Raw genomic sequence first — 16,763 nt, forward strand, 5'->3', positions numbered from 1 at the left:
ATGGACTTCTGTTTTTCGCCGGAACAGGAACAGTTCCGCCAGGAGATACGCCAGTTCCTGGCGGACAACGTGACCGACGCCCTGCGCCAGGAGATCGCCGTCTCGGGGCATTCCCCCGGCCCCCTGGGCAAGGCGTTTCTGCGCCTCCTGGGCGAGCAGGGCTGGCTAGGCATCGGCTGGCCCAGGGAATACGGCGGCCAGGGCCGCTCGATGATCGAGCAATCCATCTTCTATCACGAGCTGGATTTGCAGGACATCCACTACGGCAACCTGACCATCACCTCCCTGGCCATGACCCTGATCAAGCTGGCCTCGGAGGCGCAGAAGCAGGAATACCTGCCGCGCATCCTCAAGGGCGAGCTGGAGATCTGCCTGGGCTACACCGAGCCCGGCGCCGGCTCGGACCTGGCCAGCGTCGCCACCCGCGCGGTGAAGGAAGGCGACGAGTACGTCGTCACCGGCCAGAAGGTGTTCACCACCGGCGCCCACTATGCCAGCCATATCTGGCTCTTGGCCCGCACCGACCCGACGGCGCCCCGGCACAAGGGTCTGTCGGTGTTCATCTTCCCGCTGGATACGCCCGGCGTCACCGTGCGCCCCATCTACACCATGGAAGGCATCCGCACCAACGAGGTGTTTCTCGACCAGGTGCGGATTCCCGCCAGCGCCATGATCGGCGCGCCCAACACCGGCTTCTACACCATCGCCGTGGCCCTGGATTTCGAGCGGGTGTTCATCGGCAAGTACACCAAGATTCGGCGCAATTTCGACGCCCTGGTGCGCTGCTGCAAGGAGCCCGGTGATGACGGCCGATCGCTGTTCGACGATCCGGTGGTGCAGGACCAGTTGGTGCGGCTGCATATCGACGTCGAACGCCTGCGCCTCCTGTGCACCAAGACCGCCTGGATGATCGACCAGGGCAAGGTGCCCAACGCCGAGGCATCGGCCCAGAAGGTGCTGGCCTCCGAACTGGAGCAGCGCCTGGCCGACGAGGGCATGCGGATTCTCGGCCCCCGGGCCCTGCTCGAATACGGCTCCCCCCATGTGCCGATGCAGGGCTACCTGGCGCAATCCTGGCTGCTGGCGCCGATGATGAAGTTCGGCGGCGGCACCAACGAAATCCAGCGCGACATCATCGCCCAGCGCGGCCTGGGCCTCCCGAGAAGCTGAAGCCGGCCCAACCGAGATCAAAGGGGGCAAGCTTCGATGAGGCACGGTGCCAGCTGGCCGGCCAAGGGCAGGAAGACCCTCCCCCTCCCGGCCTCCCCCTCTCCGGGGGAGGTGACGATATCGGCTCGCTACGCTCGACTGTTTGGTTTGCCGTTTCACTTTGTTATTTCACGCTACGGATGACGGAACCATGGAACTGGACTTCACCCCTGAACAACTGCAGATCAAGGATGCGGTGCGCCGCTTCCTTTCCCGGGAATGCCCGCCCGGCCTGGTGCGCAAGATGCGCGAGGAGCGCACTGCCCTGCCCCGCGACATCTGGCGGCCCATGGCCGACTTGGGCTGGCTGGGCCTGCCCTTCGACGAAAGCTACGGCGGCGCGGGCGGCGACTGGGTCACCCTGGCGGCGCTGGTCGAGGAACTGGGCCGGGCCTGCGATCCCACGCCCTTCGCCGATTGCGTCCTCACCTGCGGCTGGCTGATCCAGGACCTGGGCAGCGAGGCCCAGAAGCAGCGCTGGTTGCCGCCCCTGATTGAGGGCAAGCTGATGCTGAGTCTGGCCACCCATGAGGAAAAAGCCCTCCGCAGCCCGGGAGATCAGCCGAGCACACTGCGGGAATCCGCGACGGGTCTGCGTCTCGACGGCCAGAAAGGCTTCGTCGAGAACGCCGCCGACAGCGACTTCCTGCTGGTCAGCGCGGTAATGGCGAACACCGGCGAACCTTGCCTGGCCCTGATCCCGCCCCATGCCGAAGGCATCGAACTCATCGCCCTGCATTCCCTCGCCCATCCCAATCTCTACGAGGTCCGCTTCCGCGCTGTATCCCTCGCGCCGGAACAGCTGCTCTACCGGAGTGCGGACCTGCCGGCGCATCTGGCGACAGCCCAGGACCGGACAGTGGCCTTCCAGTCCGCCGCCGCCGTCGGCGGGGCGCAGCGGGTACTGGAAATGGCGCTGGATTACGCCAAGGAACGGCAACAGTTCGGCAAGCCCATCGGCAGCTTCCAGGCGGTCCAGCATCTGCTGGCCAACACCTGGTCCGAGGTGGAGACCGCCCGGCTGGCTGCCTACGAAGCCATCACCCATCTCGAAGCCGGCCTGCCGGGGGCGGCGGACAAAGTGGCGGTTGCGAAATGCGCCAGCAACGAAACCTTCGTCCGCACCTGTTTCACCGCCCATCAGATATTCGGCGGCATGGGCTACATGTGGGAAACCGACCTGCACCTGTGGACCCGCAAGGCCAAGGAAATCGAAATGGCCTGGGGTGGCCTCTACCCCTACCGACGCCGGCTGGCGGCAAACCTTTGATCCAGAAAACCCTGTCGGTGAGAGCCGCCTTCGGGCGGCTTTTCATGGGCGCCTGAGGATGAGAACGCAGCGTTGATCGAAGCTGCGAGCCGATGAGCAAGAACCTGCCGGAAGGCGCGGCTGGATGGATTATCGCGTGGCCGGAAAAGACAGGTTATGGCCGAATGCGCCCTGTTTTTGCCTGCACATCCCCTTCATGATGGACATCAACAGAAATCGGAGGGTGTATGCGATTGGCGCTGAATTTCCAGGCTCCGGCAACTGAGGAAGCATTGCTGCGTCATACACACGGGATGGAACTCATCAAGGTTCCGGCGCAGGGTGCGTTAGCCGGAGAGGTTGATGTCCTGCTGACGCCGTTGGTAGGCACCCAGCCCCTGGCCGAATTGCTGCCCAAGTGCCAGGGACTTCAATGGGTGCATATCTTCGGGACAGGTGCTGACACCTTTCCCTTCGGTCTTGCTGGCGATATCAAGGTCAGCTGTTCCCGGGGTGCATCGGCCACCGCCATCGCCGAATGGGTGCTGGCCATGATGCTGAGTTTCGAGAAGCGCTTGCCCCAAAGCTGGGTGAGCGCGCCTCCGGCCCAGTGGTTCCTGGCCGACCTCGGCGGCCTGGAAGGCAAGACCCTGGGTCTGCTGGGCTTCGGCGCCATCGGCCAGGCCATCGCCCGACGCGCTTTGGCCTTCGACATGAAGGTCGTCGCCAAGGTGCGGCAACATCGGCCCAGCCCCATGGTGGGGGTCACTCTGGTGGATTCCCTGGAGCAGGTACTGGGTGCCGCCGACCATCTGGTGCTGGCCCTGTCGGCCACTGCCGCAAGCCGGGGGCTGCTCGGTGCGGAGCAGCTGGCGATGACCCAGCCCGGCGTACATCTGGTGAACGTGGCCCGGTCGGGTCTGATCGATCAGGACGCCCTGCGGCCCCTGCTGGACCGCGGCCACATTGCCATGGCATCCCTCGACGTGGTGGAGCCCGAGCCGCTGCCCGCCGGCCATTGGCTCTACGCGCATCCCAGGGTGCGCCTCAGCCCCCATATTTCCTGGAGCGCGCCGGGCATGGTGGATCGCATGCTGGCCATCTTCCTGCGCAACCTGGAGGCCTTCGCCCAGGGACGGCCCCTGGAGGGCCTGGTGGATGTGGCGGCCGGGTATTGAGGGCGAAGCCATGAGCCAGGATCATCCCGCCCCCGATCTGCGACGGGCCTTGCCCTCGGTGGATGCGATGTTGCAACAGATGGGCGACGCCATCGTCCGCTGGGGCCACGGAGAGGTGAGCCAGGCGATTCGCGGAATCCTGACCCAGGCCCGGCAGCAACTGGACCAGGGCCATCCGCTCCTGGTCTCCGCCGAGGCCCTGCAACAGCGGGTGGCGGCCGAGCTGCAGGCTCGCCACCAGCCCAGTCTGCGTCCGGTGTTCAACCTGACCGGCACGGTGCTCCATACCAACCTCGGGCGTGCCCTGCTGCCCCGGGAGGCGGTAGAGGCCATGATCGCCGTCGCCACGGCGCCGACGACTCTGGAGTTCGATCTGGAGCGGGGAGAACGAGGTGAGCGGGACAGCCATGTGGAATCCCTGATCTGCGAGCTGGCCGGCACGGAAGCGGCCACGGTGGTCAACAACAACGCGGCGGCGGTCTTCCTCGTTCTAAACACCCTGGCCCTGGGGGGCGAAGTCCCCACCTCCCGGGGGGAACTGGTGGAGATCGGCGGCGCCTTCCGGGTGCCGGAAATCATGGCCCGCTCCGGCTGCCAGCTGGTGGAGGTGGGCACCACCAACCGCACCCATCTCAAGGACTACGCCGCCGCCATCGGTGCGCGCACCGCCCTGCTGATGAAGGTGCACACCAGCAACTACCGCATCGAGGGCTTCACCCACGCGGTGGAGGAATCGGCCCTGGCGACCCTGGCCCGGCAGCATGGCCTGCCCTTCGTGGTGGACATGGGCAGCGGCAGTCTGGTGGACTTCGCCGCCCTGGGCCTGCCCGCCGAACCCACGGTGGCGGCCACCGTCACCCAGGGGGCGGACGTGATCACCTTCAGCGGCGACAAGCTGCTGGGCGGACCCCAGTGCGGCATCATCGCCGGACGCAAGGCGCTGATCGAGCGCATCCGCAAGAACCCCCTGAAGCGGGCCCTGCGCCTGGACAAGCTGACCCTGGCCGCCCTGGCCGAGGTGTTGAAGCTCTACCGCAATCCCACGACCTTGCCGGAGCGTTTGCCCACCCTGCGCCTGCTGACCCGGCCCCTGGCGGACATCGAGGACCAGGCAGGGCGCCTAGTGCCTGGCATTGCTGCGGCCTTGGCGCCACGCTTCCAGGTAGCGGCGGTGCCTTGCCACAGCCAGATCGGCAGCGGCGCCCTGCCGGTGGACACCATCCCCAGCGTCGCCATCGAGGTTGCGCCCCGCTCAGGCGACGACGGCGAACTGCGTGGTCTGGCCGAAGCTCTGCGGCACCTGCCCGTGCCGGTACTGGGGCGTATCTCCAACGGCAAGCTGCTACTCGATCTGCGCTGCCTGGCCGAGGCCGCGGAGGCGGAATTCCTTACCCAGTGGTCCGCGCTTGGTGAGGTGCTGCCGTGATCGTCGCCACCGCCGGCCATGTGGACCACGGCAAGACCTCCCTGGTCCGGCAACTCACCGGCGTCAACACCGACCGCCTGGAGGAGGAGCAGCGCCGGGGCATGACCATCGCCCTGGGCTTTGCCTACCGCAAGACGGCGGCCGGCGCTTCCATCGGCTTCATCGACGTGCCGGGGCACCGGCGCTTCATCAACACCATGATTGCCGGCATCCGCGGCGTGGACCTGGGCATGCTGGTGGTGGATGCCGGCGAGGGCGTGATGCCCCAGACCCGGGAGCATGTGCGGGTCATGGAACTGCTGGGGGTGCGCGACACCCTGGCTGTCGTCACCAAGACCGACCGGGTTTCCCCTGAACAGCTCCGGGCCGTGAGCGGGGCGGTGGGCGGGTTGCTACCCGGGGCCCAGGTCTTCCCCGTTTCCAGCCTCACGGGCGAGGGCATGGTCGACTTGCAGGCCGAGTTGGCAGCCCGCGCCGAGCGGCAGCAGGATCAGGAAGCGCGGGGCTATTTCCGCCTCTCGGTGGACCGGGCCTTCGTGCTCAAGGGCGCCGGCTTGATCGTCACCGGGACGGCCATGGCCGGGCGCGTGGCGGTGGGCGACAGCCTGCTGCTGTACACGGTGAAGTCTGGCAGCGAAGGCATCAAGGTGCGGGTACGGAGCATTCATGCCCAGGACGAGGCCGCCTCCACGGGGCAGTCTGGCCAGCGCTGCGCCCTGAATCTGGTGGGCGATGTGGAGCGGGAGGACATCCAGCGGGGCGACATGCTGGCCGATGCCCGCTGCGTGGCACCGGGCCTGAGGTTTGATGCCCGCCTGCGCCTGCTCGACGACCTGCCATTTTCCCTCAAGCACCTCCAGCCGGTGAAGCTCTATCTCGGTGCCCGGCGCCTGGCCGCCCGGGTGTATTTCCTGGAGACCGACGGACCTTCATCCCCTGCCGGGATGGGATTGGTGCAGTTCGTCCTCCAGGAGCCCTTGCAGGTCTGCTGGGGCGACCGCTTCCTGATCCAGGACGACAGCGAAAGCGTGATCCTGGGGGGCGGACGCGTGCTGGGGCCGGCCGCGCCCCAGTGGCACAAGCGCAAGCCGGCGCGGTTGGCCTGGCTGGCGGCTCTCGACCATGACGACCCCGCCGCAATCCTGGGAGCCTGGCTGGAGGTGGGCATGGGACCGGTGGATCTGGCGGCTGTCCAGACCGCCCTCAACCTGCGGGACGATGAACTCGCGGCGCTGTTATCCCTTCCCACCCTGGCCGGCTTGCTGCGGTTGCGCGGCGATCACGGCGACTGGCTGCTCAACGCCGGCGACTGGAACGCGCAGCGGGAGCAACTTTTTGCCCAGGTGGCTGACTGGCATAAGGAGCACCCGATGGATGCGGGCATGCCCCAGGCGCTGCTGCTGCGGGGCAATCCCGGACCCGCTTTCCTTGCGGCGGTCCTGGAGGCCCTGGTTCAGGAGAAACGTTTGCTGCTGGCCGGGGGGAGGGTCAGTTGCGCCGGCTACCGGGCCACGCTGCCGACTGCCATCCAGGCCGGCTGGGAACGGCTCCAGGCCTATACGGTGGAGCGGGGCTTCCATTTGCCCCTGCTCTCGGAAATCGAGCGGGACCTGGGACTGGGCACCAAGGTGCAAGGGGCGGTGATCGCCACGGCGCTGAAGTCCGGACAACTGGTTCAAGTCAGTTCCAAGCGGCTCACCCTGCCGTCGGTGCTGCAAGGGCTGGCGGTCGAGATCCAGCACCTGGCGGCGCGGCAGGAGATTTTTTCGGTGATCGAGACCAAGGTCCATCTGGGACTGGGACGGGATCTGACCATCGAGATCCTGGAGTATTTCGACAGTGTCAAATTCACCCGGCGGGAAGGCAATGGGCGCCGACTCCGGGATGCAGACTGGCCGCGGAGGATGGCGGCATGAATTACCACGGAAGAGCGATGTCCCCGGTGGGGCACCTGGTCTTCAAAACCAGCGCGGTGCCGATGAGGCGCCTGGTGGGTTCGACTCCTACCTCTTCCGCCATATTTAATGGAGTACGGAACAAAGTCCCCACCCGTTCGGGCTGAGCCTGTCGAAGCCCCGCGTTGGCGAGGCTTGCGCTTCGACAGGCTCAGCGCGAACGGACTTAATCGGTGTTTCCATAAACAAAAGACCGCGCAGACGAAGGAGAAAAAACAGTGAGCCACGGCGTCCTGGATGACATCGAGAAGTGCATGGAAAGCGGCTGGACCGATGGTCTGCCGGTGATCCCCCCCTATGGCAGCCTGGTGGATCCCATGCTGGAGGCCCTGGGCTGGCAGGCCACTGATGTGGTGGGGAATATCCCCGACCAGAGCATCAAGGTCCGCGCCGAGCAGGTGGCGGCTACGGCGGTGATGGCTGGCTGCAAGCTGGAATATGCGCCGGTACTGCGGGCCCTGGTCCTGGCCATACTGGATCCCCGCTTCAACGTCAGCGGGGTGGAAGTGACCACAGGTGGGGCCAGTGTGCTGGTGATTGTGAGCGGTCCGGTGGTGGCGGCCCTGGGCTTCGAGCATGAGGCGAACGCATTGGGCGCCAACAGCCGGATCAACGCCACCGTGGGGCGTTTCGCCCAGATGATGCGGCTGTTCTGCGGCAAGGGCGGCGGTGTGCTGCAATCCCACGGCACCGTGGGGCATCCTGGGCGCTTGTCTTTTTGCATTGCCGAGCATCCCCAAACGGCCTGGGGACCCTACCACACCCAGTTTGGCCTGCCCGCCGAGGTTTCCGCCGTATCGGTCATGTCCAGCGAAGGACCGAACTCCTGCAACAACCACTATGCCAGGACCGGGGCGGCGATTCTGGACACCATCGGCGACTGCATGCTGCATTACGGCCAGACGGCCTGGTACTACCGCTCTTCGGGCTATCTGGTGGTGATTGCGCCAGACCATATGGCACTGGTGAAGTCGGAGTTCACCCGGGAACAGGCGCGGCAATACCTTTACGAGAATGCCCGGCGCCAGACGGACGATCTGGTGAAGGTGGGGCGGATCGCGATTCCGCCCCTGGAGTATGCGGAGGTGGAGTTCGGTGCGATGCGCACGCCACTGAAAACAATCGACCAACTGAGCTTCATCGAATGCGGTGCCGTTGGCGGCCGCTTCTCCGCCGTCATCCCCCGTTGGGCGGGCAGCCAGAATGTCGTCTGCAAACAGATCGTAGGTATTTGAACCGAGATTTTTTACGGAGGTGAACAATGAGCAAGCCCATGACAGAAAAACTACCGGCCAAGCAACTGATGAGTTGCGGCGATGTGACCTGCGAGGTGCTGGTGAACCCCATCCCCCGGCCCGAGTCCGATCCCATCAGGATCACTCTCAAGCCGAAGCTGCCCCGCGTCACGTTCCTTGACCACAAGAAGCCCAACTCCCTGGCGATCCTGCAGTTCGCCCAGCAGATCCTGCGGCAGCGGGGCATCGAGGTCCGTGAGGAGATTTTGCAAAAGAATGATGCCGGCACACCGATGCCGGCGGCCCTCCTGGCCTCCCTGTCCCAGGAGCCGGGGCTCGTCTTGTGCGGTGTCTCCGATTGAGGGAGTTGTTCGTCGGGCAGTTCGCTTGACGCCATTTTGTTGCAGCGGGCCGGTGTCGCCGGTTTCGCGATTCTGACTGAACCTTTCGGGGACCAGGTGAACCGGTGCATGGCCTACCAGCCGGCGGATCGGCCGCTCCCCGCCATCGTGATCGACCATCCGACCCAGATGGTTCCGGAAGAAGTACTACGGCAGCGGGCGAGCCAGATCGCCGACGCCGTGGAGTGTTTATTGAAGGACGAAGCGCCATGAGTACGGAAACGACCCTGTCGATCCTTGGCAGCGGCATCTATCTGCCACCGGCCCGGCCGGTGTGTGAGGTGGCTGCCGAGGCCGGGGCGGATGTGAGCAACTACCAGGGCTGGCCGAACGTCTGCCATGCCCTGGCGGAGGACCACCCCAGCACCATGGGGGCCACGGCCCTCAAGGCGGCCCTGGCCGATGCGGGCGTGGCTCCGGACGAACTCCGCCTGGTACTTTTCGCCGGCATCTCGCGGGATTATCTGCCGTCCTTTTCCGTGGCCACGGAGATCATGCAGTCCTGTGGCGCCCAGGGCCACTGCCTGGGGCTGGACATGACCATCGGCTGCCTGGGCGCCCTGTCGGCCCTGGACATGGCCCAGGGCTGGCTGGCCACCCATGGCGGCGGTGTGGCGGCCATCGTCACGGCGGAGCGCTGGTCCTATACGGTGGACCATGGCTCCATGGCGAGCATGGGACTCTGGGCCCACGGCGACGGCGCCAGCGCCGCCGTGGTGGCGATGGATACGCCCCATCCCGCCAAGGCGATGTTCCGGGGCGCGGAATTCACTACCCAGAGCGACCTGAACGGCACGGTGCTGGTCAAGTACGGCGGCACCCGCCATCCGGTGGCCCCGGCGGGGGCCAATCCCGCCGAGCGCCTGTTCATGGGCAGCTCCCGGGCCGATATCCGCGAGCGCTATGCCTATGGCTATTCGAGCAGCCTGGAGGCCATGAAAAAGCGCTTCGGCATTGCGCCCAAGCGGGTGATCATCAACCAGACGGCTGCCCTGTTCCTGCATCTGATCGCCCAGGTGATCAACATTCCCATCGAGGATTTCCTGCTGACCGGCCCCGAGACCGGGCATGTGGGATCGGCGGATCTGCTGATCGGCCTGGACCGCATGCTGAAGTCGGGGCCCTGCCATGAACCCTACTTGCTGGCCAGCAGCACCCCTTACGCTTTCGGCGCGGGATTGTTGATGCCGCCGACGCCCGGATGAGGGCAGACGGGAATGGGGTCGATGGCTTCACCCGGGGCGCAAAGCCGATTAACCTGTAGCGCTGGTGAAGGAGCGCCAGTGGCGGGGGGCGGAGTCGCGATGGTTTCGATGAATTATGTGGCCTGGATGACCGAGTTCATGGCGTCCTGCGGAATCTCCCGGGCAGCCTTGCTGAAGGGCACCGGGCTGGAGGACCGGGATCTTTCGGAACCGGGCGGCATTTCGGATGCGCAGCATATCTGCCTGCTGCGCAACGCCCTGCAACTGAGCCGCGATCCCGCCCTCGGCCTGGCCCTGGGGAGCAACCGGCCCATCTCCACTTTTGGCAGCCTGGGCTTCGCCATGCTGTGTTCCGAGACCCTGCGGGAGGCCATCCTGATGGGCTGCCAGTACCAGAAGGTGCCGGGCCGCTTCAGTGGCCGCCTGGTCTTTCTTTCCCTGCGCAGCGAAGGCGACGAGGCCGTGCTGGAGGTGGAGGCGGCGGTGGCGCCCGACGATCTGCTGCTGTTCGCGGTGGAGGACATGCTGGGCAGCATCCTGTCCGTGACCCGCTGGGTGACCGGCCGGCCCCTGCCCCTGCGGGAAATCCGCTGCGGTTTTCCCCGTCCGGCCCATGGCGAGGCCTACGGCCAATACCTGCCCTGCCCGGTGGTATTCGATGCGCCCCGGACCCAGGTGCGTTTCGATGCCGCCTTTCTCGGCACGCGCCTGCCCATGGCCAGCAGCAATGCGGCCCGGATTTATCGGGCCCAATGCGAGAAACTGATCCATGCCGACGGTGGCGACGAGGATGAATGGGTTCGCAACATCAGAGCCCAGATGCTGATGTTTTCCGACCGTCTGCTTTCCCCGGAGGAATGTGCCGCCAGATTGGACATCAGTCCACGCACCCTGCGTCGGCGCCTGGAGGAACGAGGGGTGTCCTACAAGGGCATCGTCGACGATGTGCGGGCTGGGCTCGCCCGAAGTTATCTCGAATCTTCCCGACTTTCTGTCGAGGCCATCGCCGAGCGGCTGGGTTTCAGCGATCCCACCAGCTTTACCCGGGCCTTCCGGCGCTGGACGGGCATGTCGCCACGGGAATTCCGCAAGCGGAAATCCCGAGCATCCTTGCCCTCGCTGACCGGCGATGCCTGATACGCGTGAGTGAGCAGGCGGCCGCGATGGCGGCGCGGCCCATGGGAGTCAGAAAAGCCAGGTAACGTTGATTGCAGTCGAGCAGAATCTCACGAGGGGTCACTCGGAGGACGGTGCGGGTGACCATGCGCGCCAACCTGAGAATCACGGTTACGGAAGGCCCGGGGAGACATGCCGGTCCAGCGCCTGAAAGCGCGGGAGAAGCTGGTAGGTTCGCTGAAGCCGAGGCGTTCCGCGATAGTCTCCACCGATAGCCGCGAGGATTCCAGATAGCGTCGAGCCAGACTGGCGCGGGCATCGTCGACGATGTCCTGATAGGAACATCCACTTTCATGCAATTTACGGCGAAGGGTACGGGCACTGATGGACAATGCCTCGGCGCAGGCCTCCAGCGTCAGAGTGCAATCGGCGCTGGTCAATAGCCGGGCGCGAATCCCGGCGACGAGTCCCTCCGGATCTGCGAGATCCTGACCAACAAGGCGCTGGCAATGGGCGCGATACATGAGGGCCGCATGGCTGCTGGCAAGAGGCAGGGGCGTATCGAGAAATGATGCGTCGAAGCGGATCTGGTTGCGGGGGGCATCAAACTGGATCGGACAGGAGAAATACTTGCGGTAATTGGCCCAATGAGCCGGCCGCGGATAGGCGCAGCAGAGTTCCCTGACGGGCAGCTCCCGGCCGGTGACCCAGCGGGTGTTGCTGAGAATGCTGCCAAGAATCTCCTCCACGGCGAATTGGGCCAGATCCCCCAACTCCGGGGCCACTTCGATCTGGAAGGAGGCATTGCGCCCCTCCTCATGGAAGGACAGGAACAGCAGCCGACCCGAAAAGCGACCAATGACCCGCTGGTACTCATTGCCCACCCGCAGGGCCTCGCGAAAAGTCTCGCAGCACATCATGGCGAAACCGAAGCGGTCCAGGGTGGAGATATGTCGATGGATGCCGAGTTCAAGACCCAGGGCCGGATCACGACTCAGCCGCATGGCATTGCGCAGCAGAGTGACATGCTGGCCTTCGGTGATTTCCGCAGCCGGATTTGCCAGGTTCTGCTCACCGATGCCCGTATCCTCAAGCAATTGGATGGGCACCACGCCATAGGAGGCATACACAAAATCAGCCAGCCAGGCCGCATAGTTCATCGAAATCACGGCCACCGCTCCCTCACGGAATCGACCTCGCCTGCCCTGTGCCCGCAACCTCATAGAGCCGGGTCAGTCGCTCGGCGCTGAGGAGGAGAGCTTCGCTGGCCTCGGCGACGATCAGGCGGTAATTGACGGCGCCTTCCGTGGCTACGGCGGTTTTCAGCCAGTTCCACTGACGGGCCTGCTCCTCCAGTTCGGCATTGATCGCGGCGGAGTTGCCGGCCCGGGCGCTAAGCAAATCCAGGCTCAGGGAAAACTCGTGCATCGTCGTATCCAGTTCCTCCCGCAGGGCCGGGGAAACATCTCCCCAACTGATCAACATGTAGGCCTTGGTCAGGCGCTGGGACAACATGCGCTGGCGACCGGCCAGGTTGACCACGTGGCTGGCCTCCGTATTCAGGACGTTCTGCAACAACCGGGTCATGCGCTCCGCCGCAATCAGCGCGGCCTCTCCACGGCGATTCGCCTGCCGGGCCGACGCCAGCGTGGGCTTGGCCTTGATGGCGTTCCGTAAGACCTGCCAGCGGGTACGCATTTCCCCCAGCGACGACCGGGGCGTGGCATCGAAGGCTTCGAGCCACTTCAGATTGGCCTCGAACCGGGCCACGGAATCCTCGACGATCGCCCTGGCCTGCTGGGGCTGCACTCCCATGCCCAACTGGGCATAGCCCTTGATGATGCGCTGAGACAGCATGCGCTGTTCCCCGGAGCGGTTCACCGCGTTCAGGGCCTTGGGCAATTCGGCTGCCCAGGCGGGCGTCATCGTGGAGAGAAAGGCGATATACAACAGTATTGTTCGGATCATTACCATCTCGCCCCCCTCAGAAAACCGGCACGCCCATGGCTTGCAGTGCCCGCACCAACTGGGCCGCAGCACGTTCCATCAGGCCTACGGCCTCCTTGTGACGACCGGTACGGGCGAACTCCTCGGCTTCCAGCTTGATCTTCCGTCCCTCGGCGAGAAAGCCATCCACCAGCTTCTGCTGCCCGCCCGCTCCGCGCCCTTCGGCGATCATCATATCCACCATGATTTCGTTGCTGTTGAACCGCTTTTGTTCGTAGGCATACTCGTCGGCCGGGGTATCGAACTTCAGGGACAGCACCACCTCCTGTCCCGCCCGCAGGCGTGAGATTTCCGCCACCGCCAAACGATAGGTTTCCGACAATTTTTTGTTGGCCTCACCCAAACGACCGGCAGCGGCCAAACTATCGGCCTCCGCAAAGGGACGGTCGATCTGGGCCAGCAGCTTATTCGCCGCCACGGCAAAACGGCCATCCCGGACCAGTTCGTCGGCTGAGGCCCGATAGATGGTCACCTGTTCCCGCAGCTCGTCGAAATGCCGTCGCTGCACGCTTTCCGGCAGGGCACCAGCGGAGGCGCCACGACGGGAAGCCAGGGTAATGGCCTTCAAGGCCTCGTCTGCCAGTTTCGCCGCCTGATCAACCTGGTCCTGTGCCAGAGCGACCCGGGCATCCGCGATGGCCTGACGGCCAATCCCGATCAGGGCCGGCACCTCGCCTTCGGCCGTCGTAGCCTGGCGGGCCGCAGGAGAATTGGTCAGGGTTTCCACCAAGCGCAGCTTCTGTTCCACCAGACGCCGAGCGGAGTCATCGCTCTCCTGGGCCAGGGCGGCACTTGTCATCAATGCCACCAGCAAACCGAAGAACCCAGCTTTCACCATCGTGCATTCCCCCATGCCGTCTACAGGACGAATCATACCCACAAGCCCATGCTCCATGAGTGGCTTCACCCTCCCGATGAGAAATCCGCAGGGCGGGGGACGGTCAGACAGGGCAAATCGGCTAAAATCGCCCTCTTTTAGCCAATCCCTGCTGGAGAATCCCCATGTCCATGGCCGACCGCGATGGTTTCATCTGGTACGACGGCAAGCTCGTGCCCTGGCGCGAAGCCACCACTCACGTGCTGACCCATTCCCTCCATTACGGCCTGTCCGTGTTCGAGGGGGTCCGCGCCTACAACACCGTTTCCGGCACCGCCATCTTCCGGCTCAAAGAGCACACGGACCGATTGTTCAACTCGGCCCACATCTACATGATGCAGATTCCCTACAGCCGGGAACAGATCATGGAAGCCCAGAAGGAAGTGGTGCGCGCCAACAAGCTGGAGTCCTGCTACCTGCGCCCCATCGCCTTCTACGGTTCCGAGAAGATGGGCATCTCCACCCGCGGCGCCACGGTCCATGTGGCCATCGCCGCCTGGCCCTGGGGTGCCTATCTGGGCGAGGCGGCCCTGGAACAAGGCATCCGCATCAAGACGTCGAGCTTTGCCCGCGCCCATGTGAATTCGATCATGCCCCGCGCCAAGCTGGCGGCCACCTACGCCAACTCCATCCTGGCCAACCTGGAAGCCACCCAGGATGGCTACGACGAGGCCCTGCTGCTGGACACCGAGGGCTTCGTGGCCGAGGGCGCCGGCGAGAACCTCTTCGTCGTCAAGGACGGCGTGATCTATGAGCCGGAGATCGCCGCGGCCCTGACCGGCATCACCCGCGCCTCGATCATCGCCCTGGCCGCCGAGCTGGGCTACGAAGTGAAAAGCCGGCGTCTCACCCGGGACGACATCTACATCGCCGATGAAGCCTTTTTCACCGGCACCGCCGCCGAAGTTACGCCCATCCGCGAGCTGGACAACCGGACCATCGGCGCGGGCAAGCGCGGCCCCATCACGGCCAAGCTCCAGGCGCTTTTCTTCGACGTGGTCAATGGCAAGGTGCCGGCCCACGCCGAATGGCTCACTGCTGTCTGAGGAACCCCATCATGACCCAAGCCACCAACGACACCGCCCGCCAGGTGGAAGTCACTGCCCACGACCTGCCCCTGCATTGCCCCCGCCCCGGCGCCCCCCTCTGGGCGCACCACCCCAGGGTGTTCCTGGACGTATTGAAGAACCATGAAGGCAAGGCCGTCTGTCCTTATTGCGGCACCGAATACAGCTTCACCGGCGAACGGCCCAAGGGACACCACTGACACTCATGGCAACCCATTTTCCACCCCGGTCCATGAACCACGCGAAAGGCAGGAAGGCCCACCCCCTCCCCCTTCGACGGGCTCAGGACAGGCCAAGCTCCCCCACTCCGGGGAAGATGACGATGCCGGCTCGATACGCTCGACAGTTCGATCTGCCGTTTCAATTCGCTGTTTCACGGTAATAGCGTGGGGAGCCCCACACGCATCCTGGTCGTCGCTCCTTCCTGGATCGGCGACACCCTGATCGCCCAGCCCCTGCTCGCCCGGCTGGCGGCCCGGGGGGCATCGATCGACGTGCTGGCGCCAGACTGGTGCGCACCCCTGCTGGAACGCATGCCCGAAGTGCGCCGGGTCATCGGCAGCCCTTTCCGCCACGGAGACTTCGCCTTTTGGGCGCGCCGCGCCCTGGGCCGCGCCCTCGCCCAGGAGGGCTACGACGAGGCGGTGGTGCTGCCCAACTCCTGGAAGTCGGCCCTGGTCCCCTTCTTTGCCCGCATCCCGAAGCGCACCGGCTTCACCGGCGAAGCCCGGATCGGTCTGCTGAACAACCGCCATGTCCTTGACAAGGTAGCCCGGTCCCAGCTGGCCCAGCGCTACGCCCAACTGGCGGAAGCGCCTGGGAGCGATCCGCTCCTGCCCTTGCCTCAACCCCGGCTGTGTTCCACGCCGGAGCAGCAGGCGGCAGCCCGGCGCACTCTGGGGCTGCCCCTGGACGCTGCGCCGGTCATTCTCTGCCCCGGCGCCGAATACGGCCCGGCCAAGCGCTGGCCGGTACGCCATTTCGCCGACCTGGCCCGACGCCTGGCCCAGGACGGGTTGCCGGTATGGTTGCTGGGCGCCGCCAAGGATGCGGCCGTGGGAGATGAAATCGCGGCTCTGGCGGAGGGAATGGCCCTCAATCTCTGCGGCCGCACCTCCCTGACCCAGGCCATCGACCTGCTCGCCGGTGCCCGCCAGGTGGTCAGCAACGATTCCGGGCTGATGCACGTGGCAGCGGCCCTGGATCGTCCCCTGGTAGCCCTCTACGGCTCTTCCAGTCCGGCCTATACTCCTCCCATGTCCTCCCGGGCACGGATCATTTCCCTGAAATTGTCCTGTAGTCCATGCTTTCAGCGCGAATGTCCCCTGGGGCATTTGAAATGCCTGGAAGACCTGATGCCCGAGCAAGTCATCGAAACCCTGAACAACGTTTTCCATGCCCACCCGTAAATCCTTCTTTGCCACACCCGACGATGCCGAGGCCGCCTTCTACGAAGCCCTGGAGCGGGCCGACCTGGATGCCATGATGGCCATCTGGGCAGAGGACGAGGAGATCGTCTGCGTGCTGCCGGGGGGGCCACGACTGGCCGGCTATACCCTGGTGCGCGAAGCCTGGCGACGGATTTTCGAAAGCGGATTCCGCCTCAACCTGCGGGTGACCGCTCTGAGTCAGGTGGTAAATCCCTTCACCGCCATCCACAGCAGGGTGGAGCACGTGGCCGTCGAGGGCGACGATTCGACCTTCGCCCCCATCGTTGCCACCAACATTTTCGTTCGCGGCGCCCTGGGCTGGCGCCTGGTGGTGCGTCATACCTCGCCGGCGCCCCCGGAGTTCGAAGGGGAGATACCCAAGATCCTGCACTAGCGGGGTGGCGGTTC

The 16,763-nt window shown here is 65.2% G+C and carries 16 protein-coding genes and 1 tRNA gene; 14 read left to right on the forward strand and 3 right to left on the reverse strand.

Annotation, left to right across the window (positions count from 1 at the left end):
• From DENOEST_RS13700 to DENOEST_RS13750, 10 genes are all read left to right on the forward strand, one after another.
• Nucleotides 1-1,170, forward strand: a complete 1,170-nt coding sequence (locus DENOEST_RS13700) for an acyl-CoA dehydrogenase family protein (RefSeq protein ID WP_145770991.1) — start codon at nucleotides 1-3, stop codon at nucleotides 1,168-1,170.
• A 190-nt stretch (nucleotides 1,171-1,360) separates the two neighbouring features.
• On the forward strand, nucleotides 1,361-2,479 hold the full coding sequence (locus DENOEST_RS13705; RefSeq protein ID WP_145770990.1) for an acyl-CoA dehydrogenase family protein: 1,119 nt from the start codon (nucleotides 1,361-1,363) through the stop codon (nucleotides 2,477-2,479).
• Between the two features lie 227 nt (nucleotides 2,480-2,706).
• Complete coding sequence (locus tag DENOEST_RS13710; RefSeq protein ID WP_145770989.1) at nucleotides 2,707-3,636, forward strand: NAD(P)-dependent oxidoreductase; 930 nt, start codon at nucleotides 2,707-2,709, stop codon at nucleotides 3,634-3,636.
• 10 nt (nucleotides 3,637-3,646) lie between these two features.
• Nucleotides 3,647-5,062 carry an L-seryl-tRNA(Sec) selenium transferase gene (selA, locus tag DENOEST_RS13715; protein WP_145770988.1) on the forward strand — a complete coding sequence of 472 codons (1,416 nt, stop codon included), beginning with the start codon at nucleotides 3,647-3,649 and terminating at the stop codon, nucleotides 5,060-5,062.
• Entirely contained in the window at nucleotides 5,059-6,978 is a 1,920-nt protein-coding gene (gene selB / locus DENOEST_RS13720) for a selenocysteine-specific translation elongation factor (RefSeq protein WP_145770987.1), read from the forward strand. The genes selA and selB overlap by 4 nt, the downstream gene beginning before the upstream one ends.
• A gap of 8 nt (nucleotides 6,979-6,986) precedes the next feature.
• Nucleotides 6,987-7,080, forward strand: a tRNA-Sec gene (locus tag DENOEST_RS13725).
• Between the two features lie 155 nt (nucleotides 7,081-7,235).
• Nucleotides 7,236-8,252: a hypothetical protein gene (locus DENOEST_RS13730; protein ID WP_145770986.1), complete on the forward strand. Its 1,017-nt coding sequence runs from the start codon at nucleotides 7,236-7,238 to the stop codon at nucleotides 8,250-8,252.
• Between the two features lie 26 nt (nucleotides 8,253-8,278).
• Nucleotides 8,279-8,866, forward strand: a complete 588-nt coding sequence (locus DENOEST_RS20580) for a UGSC family (seleno)protein (protein WP_273701422.1) — start codon at nucleotides 8,279-8,281, stop codon at nucleotides 8,864-8,866.
• On the forward strand, nucleotides 8,863-9,858 hold the full coding sequence (locus DENOEST_RS13745) for a beta-ketoacyl-[acyl-carrier-protein] synthase family protein (protein WP_145770984.1): 996 nt from the start codon (nucleotides 8,863-8,865) through the stop codon (nucleotides 9,856-9,858). Before DENOEST_RS20580 ends, DENOEST_RS13745 begins: the two co-directional genes overlap by 4 nt.
• A 99-nt stretch (nucleotides 9,859-9,957) precedes the next feature.
• Nucleotides 9,958-10,995 carry an AraC family transcriptional regulator gene (locus DENOEST_RS13750; RefSeq protein WP_170228216.1) on the forward strand — a complete coding sequence of 346 codons (1,038 nt, stop codon included), beginning with the start codon at nucleotides 9,958-9,960 and terminating at the stop codon, nucleotides 10,993-10,995.
• 89 nt (nucleotides 10,996-11,084) lie between these two features.
• Here DENOEST_RS13750 and DENOEST_RS13755 read toward each other — a convergent pair whose 3' ends face one another.
• Genes DENOEST_RS13755 through DENOEST_RS13765 form a run of 3 tightly spaced genes read right to left on the reverse strand, consistent with a single transcriptional unit; the run spans nucleotide 11,085 to nucleotide 13,855 of the window.
• On the reverse strand, nucleotides 11,085-12,134 hold the full coding sequence (locus DENOEST_RS13755) for an AraC family transcriptional regulator (RefSeq protein WP_232096585.1): 1,050 nt from the start codon (nucleotides 12,132-12,134) through the stop codon (nucleotides 11,085-11,087).
• Between the two features lie 22 nt (nucleotides 12,135-12,156).
• Nucleotides 12,157-12,942: a type IV pili methyl-accepting chemotaxis transducer N-terminal domain-containing protein gene (locus DENOEST_RS13760; protein ID WP_170228214.1), complete on the reverse strand. Its 786-nt coding sequence runs from the start codon at nucleotides 12,940-12,942 to the stop codon at nucleotides 12,157-12,159.
• A gap of 16 nt (nucleotides 12,943-12,958) precedes the next feature.
• On the reverse strand, nucleotides 12,959-13,855 hold the full coding sequence (locus DENOEST_RS13765) for a hypothetical protein (protein ID WP_197970621.1): 897 nt from the start codon (nucleotides 13,853-13,855) through the stop codon (nucleotides 12,959-12,961).
• Between the two features lie 128 nt (nucleotides 13,856-13,983).
• Here DENOEST_RS13765 and DENOEST_RS13770 point away from each other — a divergent pair, with 128 nt between their 5' ends.
• The 4 genes from DENOEST_RS13770 (at nucleotide 13,984) to DENOEST_RS13785 (ending at nucleotide 16,749) form a co-directional block, all read left to right on the forward strand.
• Nucleotides 13,984-14,904 (forward strand): branched-chain amino acid transaminase, encoded by a 921-nt coding sequence (locus tag DENOEST_RS13770; RefSeq protein WP_145770980.1) that lies wholly within the window; start codon nucleotides 13,984-13,986, stop codon nucleotides 14,902-14,904.
• A gap of 11 nt (nucleotides 14,905-14,915) precedes the next feature.
• The gene (locus DENOEST_RS13775; RefSeq protein WP_145770979.1) at nucleotides 14,916-15,125 is read left to right on the forward strand and encodes a zinc-finger domain-containing protein; all 210 of its coding nucleotides are present in this window, start codon (nucleotides 14,916-14,918) and stop codon (nucleotides 15,123-15,125) included.
• A 186-nt stretch (nucleotides 15,126-15,311) separates the two neighbouring features.
• Nucleotides 15,312-16,334: a lipopolysaccharide heptosyltransferase II gene (gene waaF / locus DENOEST_RS13780; RefSeq protein ID WP_145770978.1), complete on the forward strand. Its 1,023-nt coding sequence runs from the start codon at nucleotides 15,312-15,314 to the stop codon at nucleotides 16,332-16,334.
• Nucleotides 16,321-16,749, forward strand: coding sequence for a YybH family protein (locus DENOEST_RS13785; RefSeq protein ID WP_145770977.1), 429 nt, complete (start codon nucleotides 16,321-16,323; stop codon nucleotides 16,747-16,749). Before waaF ends, DENOEST_RS13785 begins: the two co-directional genes overlap by 14 nt.
• Nucleotides 16,750-16,763 lie beyond the last annotated feature (14 nt).

Source organism: Denitratisoma oestradiolicum (genome assembly GCF_902813185.1).
Taxonomy (GTDB): domain Bacteria; phylum Pseudomonadota; class Gammaproteobacteria; order Burkholderiales; family Rhodocyclaceae; genus Denitratisoma; species Denitratisoma oestradiolicum.

What these genes read in the sequence shown, in the direction of transcription:
- DENOEST_RS13700 (WP_145770991.1), top strand. Translation starts at nt 1, where the DNA reads ATGGACTTCTGTTTTTCGCCGGAACAGGAACAGTTCCGCCAGGAGATA.
- DENOEST_RS13705 (WP_145770990.1), top strand. Translation starts at nt 1,361, where the DNA reads ATGGAACTGGACTTCACCCCTGAACAACTGCAGATCAAGGATGCGGTG.
- DENOEST_RS13710 (WP_145770989.1), top strand. Translation starts at nt 2,707, where the DNA reads ATGCGATTGGCGCTGAATTTCCAGGCTCCGGCAACTGAGGAAGCATTG.
- selA (WP_145770988.1), top strand. Translation starts at nt 3,647, where the DNA reads ATGAGCCAGGATCATCCCGCCCCCGATCTGCGACGGGCCTTGCCCTCG.
- DENOEST_RS13745 (WP_145770984.1), top strand. Translation starts at nt 8,863, where the DNA reads ATGAGTACGGAAACGACCCTGTCGATCCTTGGCAGCGGCATCTATCTG.
- DENOEST_RS13750 (WP_170228216.1), top strand. Translation starts at nt 9,958, where the DNA reads ATGGTTTCGATGAATTATGTGGCCTGGATGACCGAGTTCATGGCGTCC.
- DENOEST_RS13755 (WP_232096585.1), bottom strand. Translation starts at nt 12,134, where the DNA reads ATGAACTATGCGGCCTGGCTGGCTGATTTTGTGTATGCCTCCTATGGC.
- DENOEST_RS13760 (WP_170228214.1), bottom strand. Translation starts at nt 12,942, where the DNA reads ATGATCCGAACAATACTGTTGTATATCGCCTTTCTCTCCACGATGACG.
- DENOEST_RS13765 (WP_197970621.1), bottom strand. Translation starts at nt 13,855, where the DNA reads ATGATTCGTCCTGTAGACGGCATGGGGGAATGCACGATGGTGAAAGCT.
- DENOEST_RS13770 (WP_145770980.1), top strand. Translation starts at nt 13,984, where the DNA reads ATGTCCATGGCCGACCGCGATGGTTTCATCTGGTACGACGGCAAGCTC.
- DENOEST_RS13775 (WP_145770979.1), top strand. Translation starts at nt 14,916, where the DNA reads ATGACCCAAGCCACCAACGACACCGCCCGCCAGGTGGAAGTCACTGCC.
- DENOEST_RS13785 (WP_145770977.1), top strand. Translation starts at nt 16,321, where the DNA reads ATGCCCACCCGTAAATCCTTCTTTGCCACACCCGACGATGCCGAGGCC.